The sequence below is a fragment of the Marinobacterium jannaschii DSM 6295 genome (assembly GCF_000620085.1).
GTDB classification, from domain to species: Bacteria; Pseudomonadota; Gammaproteobacteria; order Pseudomonadales; family Balneatricaceae; genus Pontibacterium; species Pontibacterium jannaschii.
In genome coordinates, this window is record NZ_JHVJ01000041.1 from 1 (window position 1) to 11,388 (window position 11,388).

Annotated in this window: 17 protein-coding genes; 5 read left to right on the top strand and 12 right to left on the bottom strand. The window is 52.7% G+C overall.

Annotated elements, in window-relative coordinates:
- Positions 1-179 precede the first annotated feature (179 nt).
- Entirely contained in the window at positions 180-1,361 is a 1,182-nt protein-coding gene (locus tag Q354_RS0115775; RefSeq protein ID WP_027858448.1) for a tyrosine-type recombinase/integrase, read from the top strand.
- On the opposite strand, the gene Q354_RS0115780 is transcribed toward Q354_RS0115775, so the two are convergent.
- From Q354_RS0115780 to Q354_RS0115830, 11 genes are all read right to left on the bottom strand, one after another.
- Positions 1,343-1,522, bottom strand: a complete 180-nt coding sequence (locus Q354_RS0115780) for a helix-turn-helix transcriptional regulator (RefSeq protein ID WP_027858449.1) — start codon at positions 1,520-1,522, stop codon at positions 1,343-1,345. The genes Q354_RS0115775 and Q354_RS0115780 overlap by 19 nt on opposite strands.
- A gap of 44 nt (positions 1,523-1,566) precedes the next feature.
- On the bottom strand, positions 1,567-1,761 hold the full coding sequence (locus Q354_RS0115785; protein WP_027858450.1) for a hypothetical protein: 195 nt from the start codon (positions 1,759-1,761) through the stop codon (positions 1,567-1,569).
- Positions 1,762-2,165: 404 nt separating this feature from the next.
- Positions 2,166-2,342, bottom strand: a complete 177-nt coding sequence (locus Q354_RS28300; protein WP_156948384.1) for a DUF1382 family protein — start codon at positions 2,340-2,342, stop codon at positions 2,166-2,168.
- Between the two features lie 291 nt (positions 2,343-2,633).
- Positions 2,634-2,855 carry a hypothetical protein gene (locus Q354_RS0115795; RefSeq protein ID WP_036230222.1) on the bottom strand — a complete coding sequence of 74 codons (222 nt, stop codon included), beginning with the start codon at positions 2,853-2,855 and terminating at the stop codon, positions 2,634-2,636.
- A gap of 124 nt (positions 2,856-2,979) precedes the next feature.
- Entirely contained in the window at positions 2,980-3,621 is a 642-nt protein-coding gene (locus Q354_RS28950) for a DNA translocase FtsK (protein ID WP_027858452.1), read from the bottom strand.
- Between the two features lie 37 nt (positions 3,622-3,658).
- Positions 3,659-4,345, bottom strand: a complete 687-nt coding sequence (locus Q354_RS0115805) for an Nmad5 family putative nucleotide modification protein (protein WP_027858453.1) — start codon at positions 4,343-4,345, stop codon at positions 3,659-3,661.
- Between the two features lie 48 nt (positions 4,346-4,393).
- Positions 4,394-5,971, bottom strand: coding sequence for a YqaJ viral recombinase family protein (locus tag Q354_RS26085; RefSeq protein ID WP_051560198.1), 1,578 nt, complete (start codon positions 5,969-5,971; stop codon positions 4,394-4,396).
- The gene (locus Q354_RS26090) at positions 5,968-6,714 is read right to left on the bottom strand and encodes a recombinase RecT (RefSeq protein ID WP_036230226.1); all 747 of its coding nucleotides are present in this window, start codon (positions 6,712-6,714) and stop codon (positions 5,968-5,970) included. Before Q354_RS26090 ends, Q354_RS26085 begins: the two co-directional genes overlap by 4 nt.
- Before the next feature lie 11 nt (positions 6,715-6,725).
- Positions 6,726-6,935, bottom strand: coding sequence for a hypothetical protein (locus Q354_RS0115820; protein ID WP_156948386.1), 210 nt, complete (start codon positions 6,933-6,935; stop codon positions 6,726-6,728).
- Positions 6,932-7,240: a hypothetical protein gene (locus tag Q354_RS26095; RefSeq protein WP_156948388.1), complete on the bottom strand. Its 309-nt coding sequence runs from the start codon at positions 7,238-7,240 to the stop codon at positions 6,932-6,934. The genes Q354_RS0115820 and Q354_RS26095 overlap by 4 nt, the downstream gene beginning before the upstream one ends.
- Before the next feature lie 237 nt (positions 7,241-7,477).
- Positions 7,478-7,825: a hypothetical protein gene (locus tag Q354_RS0115830; RefSeq protein ID WP_156948389.1), complete on the bottom strand. Its 348-nt coding sequence runs from the start codon at positions 7,823-7,825 to the stop codon at positions 7,478-7,480.
- Positions 7,826-8,087: 262 nt separating this feature from the next.
- On the opposite strand from Q354_RS0115830, the gene Q354_RS0115835 reads away from it, so the two are divergent.
- Positions 8,088-8,525 carry a thermonuclease family protein gene (locus Q354_RS0115835; protein ID WP_027858456.1) on the top strand — a complete coding sequence of 146 codons (438 nt, stop codon included), beginning with the start codon at positions 8,088-8,090 and terminating at the stop codon, positions 8,523-8,525.
- Positions 8,526-8,834: 309 nt separating this feature from the next.
- Here the strand turns inward: Q354_RS0115835 and Q354_RS27520 are convergent, their stop codons facing one another.
- Entirely contained in the window at positions 8,835-9,560 is a 726-nt protein-coding gene (locus tag Q354_RS27520) for an XRE family transcriptional regulator (protein ID WP_156948390.1), read from the bottom strand.
- Positions 9,561-9,583: 23 nt separating this feature from the next.
- Between Q354_RS27520 and Q354_RS0115850 the strand changes: the two genes are divergently transcribed.
- From Q354_RS0115850 to Q354_RS27525, 3 genes are all read left to right on the top strand, one after another.
- On the top strand, positions 9,584-9,802 hold the full coding sequence (locus Q354_RS0115850; protein WP_027858458.1) for a Cro/CI family transcriptional regulator: 219 nt from the start codon (positions 9,584-9,586) through the stop codon (positions 9,800-9,802).
- Positions 9,803-9,822: 20 nt separating this feature from the next.
- Positions 9,823-10,398, top strand: a complete 576-nt coding sequence (locus Q354_RS26105) for a toxin YdaT domain-containing protein (RefSeq protein WP_051560200.1) — start codon at positions 9,823-9,825, stop codon at positions 10,396-10,398.
- A gap of 466 nt (positions 10,399-10,864) precedes the next feature.
- A partial coding sequence (locus Q354_RS27525; protein ID WP_211252272.1) for a hypothetical protein occupies positions 10,865-11,388 on the top strand: 524 nt, incomplete at its 3' end.

Below are 11,388 nucleotides of genomic sequence, written 5' to 3' on the forward strand. Positions count from 1 at the left end.
TGTTAATGATCGATAACAGGCATCGACTTCCGCAGTTATCCACATCTTTCCAGTAAGCCCCGCCAGATCAGTACTTTAAGCATAGTCGACTTCCGCAGTAGTCCACGCTATTCCGTGTTCATCCACGCATAAACCGGGTAAGATTCCGGGTAAGATTACCCGACTCAAGGTGTTACCCGGTGCCTATCTCAGATACCAAGGCCAGGACGGCCAAGCCGAAAGACAAACCCTACAAACTACTTGATGCTGAAGGCCTCTATTTAGAGGTTCGCCCGACCGGTAAAAAGTACTGGAGGTATAGATTCAATATCGGCAAGAAGGAAGGGATGTTCACTGTTGGCGAATACCCTGCCGTATCGCTTGCTGACGCTCGCAAGGAACGCGATTGGGCGCGCAGTCAGGCCAGGCAGGGAAACAACCCTAACGAGGTCAGGAAGGCGGAGCAGGCTAAAGCGAGTGTCGATGACAAGGGGCTGTTCCGGAACGTGGCGACGGATTTCGCTGCCAGGAAGGCGCCCAGTTGGAACGCCTATTACCTGAAGCAGTTCAACCGGGTAATGAAAGAGGATGTTTACCCGGTCATTGGTGATATGCGGATAAGCGATGTGGCGCCATCGGACTGTCTGAAGATCATCGAGAATATCGAGGGGCGGGGGGCGCCAAGCATTGCGGTATTGGCTCGCCAGTGGTTAAGCCAGATCTTTCGCTACGGCGCTTCTAAGCTGCTTGTTGATGCAGATCCTACTTTTATCCTGAAAGACGCGATTGTGAAAAAACCGGTCCGGCACAATCCGCCCCTGGAAAAAGCAGAGATCCCTGTCTTTATGGAAAAGCTGGCAGAGTATGGCGGGTACAGGCCGACCGTTATAGCTATCACGATCCTGGCACATACATTTGTCAGAACAGGGGAGTTGCGACAGGCTCAATGGTCTGAGTTCGATTTAGACGGTGCTCTGTGGGTAATACCGCCGGAGAGAATGAAAAAGCGGAAAAAGCATCTGGTGCCGCTGAGTGATCAAGTGATCGAGCTGCTTACAGAACTGCAGAAATATACAGGCAATCGACCCCAGCTATTTCCTAACCTTAGGCGTCCAGATGATGTTATGACGGCAACGACAGTTAACCGGGCTTTGGAAAGAATGGGGTACGCTAAGCGCCTCTCGGGCCACGGTTTTAGATCCACGGCCTCAACGCTATTAAATGAGATGGGCTGGAGAGCTGACGTTATTGAGCGTCAGCTATCTCACGTAGAGCAGAAAGGGGAGAGAAAGGCGTACAACCATGCGGAATATATGGATGAACGCCGCGAGATGATGCAAGCCTGGTCTGATTATCTGGATGCTCAAGCCGCCGAAGCCTGATTGCTAATCCAGCTGTTGACCTCGCTTTCTTTCCAGCGGCTGGATCGTCCTATTTTTTTAGGCGCCGGAAAACAACCGTCGCTTATCTGCTTATAGATAAATGACTTTTGAAAGCCGGTCTTTTCAATAACATCGGTCAGTTTCAGTAGTTTATCGCTCATCGTCCTATGTCCTCATCGTCCAATTTCGCGGTTGCCCCGGCCGCTTATTTAAAATACCGCAAGTAATGTCCCGCTAACCAAGCTCGAACTTTCTTACCCTTGTAAGTGAATGTATGGCCCGAACTGTAGTCTTTCTTTTCAGCCCACTTAATAGCGCCGCGCAACTCTGTCAGCCCAACGCCTTCAACGACGTAGTGCCCGACATGGGTTGAAGGTTCAATTTTCTTTTTGCGTCCCATCTATAACACCTCGATAACCCGGACGCTTCGCGCCGGGTATCATCTTTGTTATATAGGCCACGTAAGCACCACGTCCCAACGCCAGCACCAGACCCACAACCCGATCCGAAATTGTTTAAACCTCGGCGGCACAGATTCGGTGGGCATACATATCGCCACGCTGGCAGGGAATGACCTAAGTGAGTTTCTGTAGCGCGTGTACTCTGTAGTGATTTTCATATGTGGCCTAAATAACATTAATATCAACGGCCTCCACGATGCAGCCGCCGCCACCTAGCCCGATAGCCACCTTAAGTTTTATATCTGCAATCTTGTTCACATCTCACCTCGAAATATAACAATGCCATCCAGCGGACTCGCGTTCCGCTCGCTGGCTCACTCCACATGGGCCGCTGATGGCCGGGTTATTGCGCCTGGGTATCGGCGGCGATCTTCTCCAGCCTTTCCTGCAACTGCGCTATCAGGGCTGCGTGATCCGCATCATTCAGTACAGGCAAAGCTACAAATTGGACGCCCGATTTTTTTAGTCCATCTACGACTTCAAGGGCTTGTCGCATGTGTACAGGGTTTGCACGTTCCATTAATCTCCCTCCCGCGCCATAACAAGGCGCTCAATTCAGACCAGCGCTTAGGCGCTGGCGTATTAGCTTCGGGTTATTTGGGCTTCTTGTGGGCTTGATCTTTTCTTGCCTCTAGCGGAGTAAAGTCAAATGAGCATCGATAGCAGGTAATTACTCCATAATCACTTGGTATAAATTTATGCAAAGCTCCGCAATCTGGGCATCCTATCTTTTCGTACTGATCCTTAATATCGACTGGTTCGTCCATCTCTATCACTCCGCATCTCCGGCTTATTGGTTAGAAAACCCGAATCAATGAACCGTTTCCAGAACCTTGAATTTGCCCACAGTGCGGAATCCGCCAACGATTACTTCACCCGACTTGCTTTCGCCGTCATAGCTAAAGTCAATAGTTCTGCTCATTAGCATTGCTTTATCCTTTACTTCCCGATAAAGCGCTTCATATTCGAGTTCGCTTACCTCTGCAGTCCAGCTACTATTATTTGGACCAACCTCAATAAACTGAATTTTCATTGTCCCGTCCCTTCGTCCTATTACCGCTTCTTGCGGTTCACATGGCGCGAATACCAGCGCCAGTCCCAATACTGCTTGTTCATTTGCGTTCAGAAAGAGGGGAGGGATTACCTCCCCGGGTGAGTTAGCCGATTACTTCGCGCTGACCTTTATCGTCTCGTGGTCCAACGATGCCTACCTGTTCCATCATGTCGATCAAACGTGCGGCGCGGTTGTAGCCGATCTTGAGGTCGCGCTGCAGAGCTGAAATGGAGGTCTTGCCGGATTCACGAACAAAGGCCACGGCTTCGTCGTAGAGCGGATCGCTGGCGCTATCCAGCAGGTCCGGTTGATCGTCTTCGGCTGTCGGCTTGTCGCCTTCGCTTGGCTCGTATTCATCTGCGCCAGGTAGGATGATCATGACCTTTTCGCCGGTAGCGTCAGCAAGGTCATGGGCGCCAGACGGTGCACCGTCTTCACTCATGCCTTTTTCGATCTTCAGCTTGGCTTCGATGCCGCCTTTGAATACCACCTGGTCCACGGTGGCAATGACGTGAGGTCGGTTATCGGATGCGATGTGCATGATGCAGCTTTCAACCACTGTTTCGAGCTGAGCATCCCAGGAATCAAGGAAGTCCTGCTGCTTCTCTTTCGAGAGACGCTGCCAAACATCAGGCATTGCCTTGCAGGCTTCGCGGATGATGCCCATCAGGTCAGCGTGCATGGTCTTAGCGGAGGTATCGAATACCTCGTCGTGTACGTCTACAAAGTCGTGCTGTGCATTCATTAGGATTGTCCCGTCCTATTCGTCCAAGGGGTGGTTGTTAAGCAGCTGGCTGCTCGGCGTCTTCGTAGAGCCGGGTGGTCAGGTTGTTGATAAGCTCAACCGGTACCGGCAGCGAGACCTTTGTTTCTGGTTTTGGAAAGTACTCAACAGCTGCAGGAAAGACCTCTTCCAGCTGCTTCGCTGTTTTGATAGGGAGAAGGCAGCCGATTACGTCGAGGCGGTAGGCTTTCGCTTCTTTAGCCAGTTGTGCGCCAGCCCGGTTCAGGGCGATCAGACGCTCGGCGTATGCTTCGACGGACTTGTCATCCACAAAGTCGATGACTAGATCACCGTGGAATACAGCAGGCACTACTTTCGGCTCTGGAAATATTGCAACCAGCGGCCTGAATTCATCGCCATAGCCAGTGTATTTAGCAAAATCTATATCTTGCACACTCAGGTAGTCGGTAAGTGGCCACTGCAGGGTGTGTGTGAGGGTTCTGGAAAGATTGCCTTCTACAGGGGCCGGAACATGAGCCCGCACCAGGAATGTGGCGGATGTTTTCAGAAAGGCCTTATCCACACCTGTCTTCACGGCTTTGTCTGCCCGATCCTTCAGCAGCAGGCTGTAAGCTTCATCAGCAAAGTCGACGCACTCACGAATGTGTTTTTCAAGCTTCGGCTTAAAGACCTTGAGCGTCATGGCTTTTGCGGCCGCTTCTTTGTTCTTGATGGTCAGCTTCATTGCTTCGTCCAATTGAGAGGGGCGGCCAGTCAGACCGCCTGAGTTGAATTAAGCGGCGCTTTCCAGCATCGCCATAGCATGGTCGTAGCCGTCCCAGCTATCGACGCCAGCGCCCTGGAGGGCTGCGAGCATGGCGCTATCACGCTTCAGCTGCTCATACTCTTTGCGGCTGATGGTGATATCGTCTTCTGCTGCTACGTCGATCAGTTCGTGGTTGTTAAGCGGGGTGGCCTGGCGTTGCTGTTCTACTTTCGGTGCCTGAGCCTGAGCTTGCGCCTCCTGCTCACGACGAATGCGAGCCTCTTCCTCGGCACGGATACGCTCGCGCTCCTGTTCGGCCTTGATGCGCTCCTGCTCTTTGTGGTCAGCAATGCGGGATTTGATCTTGTCTTTGAGGTGATCGGCTTCCAGCTGGATCAGCTGCTGCTTATCAGCAAAGAGGAAGCCATATTCACCGATCAGCTCAGCGAAGATTGCTAGGTTGCTCTGGATCTTCTCGGTGGCCTGATTGGCTTCGATCTTGGCGCGGGCCAGTTCGTCATCGGCTGCAGACTGGAGGCCAGCAACAGACTTCTTACCCTTGATGGCTGCAGCAAAGTCAGCGGTGATCGTTGGCAATCGATAGCCGCCCAGATCGGCTTCAATGTCTGCAATATGTTCAGCCAGGGCCTGTTTTGCAGTCAGAACGATGTTGGTCCGGATCTGTTCCTTCTTGTCTTTGACAAGCTTGTTGAGGGCCAGGCGCTTAGTACGCATAGCATCCTTCAGGTGATCGACAGTCTTGAACAGCTCATCGATTGAAGAGGTCTGAGCCAAGGCTTGTGATTTAACCTCATCAAGCTGCTTTTCACCTTTGCTGAAGAACTTCACGGTAGCTTCAGCGTCGGCAAAATCCTGGTCTGAAGCCAGATCGGTTTTCACCGCGTCGATGCGTGCCAGTACCACATCTTTGAACGATGCCAGGTTAGAGCTGCGAACTTCGCCAACGAGATCAACAATCAGGGCAGGGAGGTCGGCAGGCTTCTCTGCAACGACTTCAGCTTTAACCTCTTCGGGCTTGTAGTTCGCCAAATCCCGCTCGAACTGAGCCCAGCCTGCCAGTAGCTGTTCACGACGGCTTGGATACGATTCGTACCAGCAGCTAACGCGCTTGTCTGTTGTGCCATCAGAGCAGGTGAAGAGCGCGCGATCTGCACCGGATACCAGCAGCTGCTGTTCCAGCTGCCAGTAGTAATGAGGATCAAGGTTTTCTTCGCGAACCGTGACTGCAAGGCCTTCATTCCAAAGCTTGTGCTCCCAAACGATATCGCCCGCCATTGTCATGCCATCGAGAGAGGCCAGCAGTTTAGAGTCTTCCAGCACACCGGTAGCAGGGAACAGCTCTTCACCCAGTTCAAATTCGGTAGTAGGGCGGGCACCCGCTTCTGCGGCATGGCCTTTATCGAAGATGTACTGCTGCGCTTCGGTAACCTCTGGTGCGATGCCCGTTGCCTTTAGCTGCAGCAGCTCATTGCGGGTCTGATATTTGGAAGCGCCCATCATTGCCGGTGCTTCGCTGGCAGTGAAGTGAGAAGCGCGAGCCTGCAACCACTCCTGGGAACCCTGCTGTAGATCTAGAATTTTCATGCCGCTGCTCCTTCAATCATCATTTTCTGCTCATCAGTAAGAACGCCTTTGGTGCTGACCATGCTGATGATCTGCTCAGGTGTCCGTCTGCCGGCTTCGATCAGCTGTTGCCACTTGGGGAAGTTGGTTTCAAAGTCCTCGACAGGGTAGTGCTGAAGCGAAGGCTGCGATTCTGCTGCTTGAACAGATCGAGGATTAATCTCTCGCTCAGTTGGCATATCTTGAGCCTCCTCTACGGTGATAAGGCCGCCCAAAGCATCTGCAAATTTGTCGCGAAGTGCGTAGCCGCGAGCTCGCCACATCAGCATTCGTTTGGGGTACTGCTTCCAAGGGCCCTGTTTTTCCCAAAGACCTGCCTGCTTTGCATCTTCCATGCTGTAGCTAACGCTGTGCTTGCCCTGATCGCCTTTACGCCAAACTGTGCAAGTGGCTGTCATGGTGTTCTGGTCAAACGACTCTTCATGTCCGCCAAAGGCTGGGTGATTCATTACCAGCGCCAGAAGAGCATCACCGTAGATGGAAGGGCGGCCATTCACGACCGCGATGTTTTGCAGTGACTGGATCGGATTTAGTCCAAGCTCCGCCCCCATCATCATTGCAACCAGGGTATCCTGGGGCTTGTTCTGATAACTCTTTGGCACCATCTGCGAGTGAGATAGCATTTCTGCCATCTGCATCGCTTCGGTCAGATTGCCAGGCTGCAGGGCAAAGCCTGCGCTCTGGCGTGTTGTAATAGCGTTCATCGTCCCGTCCTTTAAATCCTGTAAGCCTTGATCAGCTCGGCCTGCTTCTGCAGAAACTCTTCCCGCTCTTCACTGGCGATAGTGAAAGAGGGCACGTGCACTTCGGTTTCAACGCCAAGGTTGTTACCGAAGCGCTGAGAAACCGCGTTGATGTGAAGCGTGGGCTGCCCGCGAGAGCCGCTTACTGCTTCGGTTTTAATGTCCTGGGTGGTCTGCATCATCCCGTCCTCTTAAGGTCAGCAATGAGACCATCAGCTTGCTGGATCGCTTGATCCCAGCAGTTGTCTGATGACCAAGTTCCGTCCTGGTCGTGACAGGCCAGCATTCCAGAATAGAGCGCTTTAGCTGTATCAAGTCTTTGCGCCTTGGCGATTAGCGCATCAAGCTCTTTGTCGCCGGTATCTGGTATGCGCAGGTGAATACATGCGTGCTCACGCTTGGTCAGACCCTTAGCGGGTGCTTCACCGTTGTTTTCACCTCCCTCAAAAGGCATTGCAGGCATTTCTGCATTTCTAATTCCCATCATCCCGTCCTCTTTGTTTTGAACCGTGGTTGTGGATCCCCAGTTCAGGTTCAGTGAGCTGCTACTGTCCGGTAGCTAGCGGAGGCTTTTGCGGCTGTCCCGGCACGCTTGGCCTCGATCACTGAAGATTCTTTCCTGTGGAAAACCGCCTTAAATGGGCGACCTCCCCGGAGGCTGTACAGCTGACCCATCGTCAGCTGCATCAGCGCTTTATGGGTGTCCCGTCGCATAGTCCGTCCCCTATGCTGCGTCAGCACCAATCACTGCAGGAGCGATCTGGTAGGCGTAAGTGCCGTAATACTCGTCCAGTGCGGCAACATATTTCGCATTGATCAGCTGGCGCTGGTCGTCCGTAGTGGCATCTTCGTAAGCATCTGCCAGAGAAGAGCCCATCTTTGTCGCAAGGAAGCCGGAAACCACATCGTTCCCGTCATGCCATTTGGCGCCATCAAACACCCGGCGGCCGGCTTTCAGTTCGTCTTCAATCCACTCAGCCTTATCTTCCGCCGCCATCTCGAATGCTGTCCGGGCACCCAAGTCGTCCGCATGGTAGCGAAGTAGCTGATCTACGTAGCAAGTAATGCTCATCGTCCGTCGTCCCCTAAATCTGTCCGTTTCCGATCTGCCACACTGCAAAAGTGACTATCCCGGTGAAGACCAGGGCTGCTAACAATCCGTAAGCTGTTTCCCTGACTTCATGTGCGCGGTTGTCCATAGTCGTTCGTCCCGAAATATGTGTAAGTGCGCTTACGTGTTATTTAAGGTAAGTCGGCTTACCATGCCATGTCAACCCTGCTTACCGAAAAAAGTGCAAAACTCTCGGCAGGCTTAATTTCAGGGATGAGTAGGTATGCGTGGGTTATTGCTGGGGTTGCTGGCGTGCAGTAGTTGCACTGCTGGTGATTTCGGGGCTGCCAGGGTGAGTGAGATCGTCAGCGTTTATGATGCCGATACGTTTCGCGTAACGATTGAGGGTTGGCCGCTGGTCATTGGTGAGAATATGCCGGTTCGAGTGAAAGGCATTGATGCGCCCGAGATCCGCGGAAAATGCGAAGATGAGAAGCGACGAGCCAGGGAGGCGCGAAATTATACGCGGCAGCTACTGGAGTCGGCGGAAGTAGTAGAGCTTCGAAGCATCGAGCGCGGCAAGTATTTCAGGTTGCTGGCTGATGTTTATACTGACGGGGAGAGTTTAGCCGAAAAATTAATTGGAGAAGTCCTTGCTCGACCTTACGACGGCGGGAAGAGGCAGGGCTGGTGTAAGCAGTCAATCGTGGATCTTGATTGATGCTTATTCAGCTTTCGTCGACCCTGCGCTTTCGCTCGGCAAGCGCGTCGGATAGTCGCAGATTCTCTTCTTCGATAGCTCTTTCAATCTTAAGCTGAATTAAGTTTGAGAGAGAGGGGGTGTTTGTTGGCACATTGGCCCAGCATAGGAATGCCATCCATACCCCAGAGGCTCCGAGAGTTAATATCATTGCCAACTCAGGGCCGTCTATTCTTTGGTTCTTGGTGAAGATATAAGCTGCCAAGCCAATTAGGAAAATTGAAAAAGCATAGGAAACTAATCTGGTAATCATCCCTTTACCTTTGATTTTTATAGGTTTCGCATCAGCAATGTAACCACTCGCCCGATAATTCTAAGCTGATCCATATTGGCCGGAGCTACCGTTTCATCAGCATAAGCGGGGTTGCTGGTGTTATCTGAAGTGATTTTCCACATGCCGTTAAACGCCTTCTTTAGTCGCTTAACGCGCAGCTCTCCATCAAAAGCTATGGCGTAGATTTTCTCGCTCACAGGGCGCTTATCTGAGGTATCAACAAGGATCGTATCGCCATTGCTGAGCGTTGGGACCATGCTGTCGCCGCGTACTTTTACGACAACCAGACTGCGTTCATCCAGGTGATTCTGGTAAACCCAATCCTGAGAAATTGGCACCCAGTCGTCGACCTGCTCCAGGTCTATATGTGTTCCCATCCCTGCTGCCAACTCCACATCTAGCACCGGTATATTCACAAACTGCGGGGCAGGTGTAAGCGGATTACTGCCCCAGCCGTTACGCAGCTGGTCAGCAGAGCAGCCCAAAGCCTTTGCCAGGCCTAGCAGCGTATCGTCTTTGACCTGAGCATTCGGGTTGCCCTCGATCTGCGTAATGCGGACACGGCTAACCCCTGTCCTTTTTGCCAGTTCGCCTTGGCTCAAGCCGCGCTCGGTACGGAGCTTCTTAACGTTTTCACCTATTCCCATGTAAGCAATCTTACCTTGATTATTGGTAACTGGGGTTTGCAATTTGGTGGTAAGTGGGCTTACTATTGAATTCACAGTTTCACCTCACGGAGTTAGCCATGAAAAAAAGACTTAAAACTGATGACGCTATCAAGCACTTCGGCGGCCGTGACAATGGCGGCGTGAAAAAAATGGCCGAGGCGCTTGGCGTAACCACGAACGCAATTTACCAGTGGGGTCCATTCGTTCCGCAGCTTAGAGCGCTTGAGCTCAAAGAGATTACAGGCGGTGCGTTAGAGCCTGTATCCGATTCCATCCAGTCCCAACATGCAGCATAGCTCAGGGAGAGCGACATACTATGTCACCGCAATCACAAGACCGCCTGCAGGCTCTGCAGATGTACATGCACCGCTGGCTGGGCACCGGCGTAAACCGTGAAGCGATCGCTGCGACGGTCTGCGACAAGTTCGTAGAGCTGGGCTTTCGTGACCGCCTGGTTCATCTGGATATCAACTTTCAGACCGGTGGCGATCCGTATAAGGCGCGCCATAACAACGCGGTGAAGCTGTTTCGCTGGTTGGAAATGGCAGAGCAGCCTGCTAACCGCGAACGTCTGTGGGAAGTTGAGCCGGTGATTGTGGCGGCCATGCCTGCTGAACTGCGTGTGTCATATCTGAACGATATCTACGGTTGCGCTGGCGTTACCTCTGTCTGCCAGCGTCAGCTTGATGCTGAGCGTTCTGCTCACGATCTGGCGGCCAGCATGACCAAGGAGGGCGCTGAATCGGTTGTCGCCTGCCTGCAGTTGCCTAAAAACCCAACAATGACCCAGGTACAGGATGCTCACCGTGAGCACCTTGAAGCGGCTGCTGTGCATCAGCTGGCCGCCCAGGACCTGGAGAAGACGTACCCGAATTACACGCATCGTAATTAACCCTGGCAACGACTTGCCCGGGCCACCCCTTCGGCCCGGGCCTTTTTGAGAATTTCAACATTAATTTTGTGTTGAAGCGGGCTAATGAAAAGGGCTGTAACGTAACGCCATAGCGCATTCATAGCAGTGCGTTACGGGTTGCGGATGGGCCGCAACATAGCAAGTAACCATGGCTGTGGTGCTTGTTGCCTGCCTGGCCCGGGGATATGGGTAGCCTGAAACTGGATTGGCGAAAGCGATGAAGGGAGTAGGGCATTTGAATTAAAACCCCGGCCCGACGGGACAGAAGGGCCAGGGCTGGTCATGGGATCGGACAAATCTCATGACCGACCATCCGGGGACGAATCCGGATGTGCTACCCCAACTGGACGGAAGGGGTAACGATGCCCGGGGACGAATCCGGGCGGACGATGAGCACCGGACAGGTGCTCGGGACGAAGTATAGCGACAAGGAGAACGGCAGGAAATGGCTGGCATTTACCTATCGGATGAAGAGATGAAGGCACTGATCGGCGCTCCGGCGCTGGTTCAGCGTCTTTATGTCTTTGGTATCCGCCCCTCTATGTCGTTCGGGACAGGAATGGTTGGTGTGGAATCCTCTATCAGTTGGCATGGCCTGGCTCGTGAAGTGCGAGTAGAGGCCGCCCCCGGGATTAAAGAAGAGCTGCCCAGCAAGCAGCAGGTTCGTCGTGCAGCTCAGCACCTGGTCAAGCGAGGCCTGATTAGCGAGTGCAGCAAGGGGTTGCAGTTGATATTTAAATGCCACCTGGCTCGCCTGAATTCTGACGCCCAGAAAAAAGCCGACACTAAGCCGACACACCAAGCCGAACAAAAGCCGACACATCTGCAATCAACTCAAGGGACTGAAAATAAAGGGGTTTTCGAGATTGATGCAGGTAAAGCCGACACAGTAGCCGACACACCAAATTTCCCGAACCCGACACATATCGGAGTATCGGAGTTAACTACTACTACTACTACTACTACTAC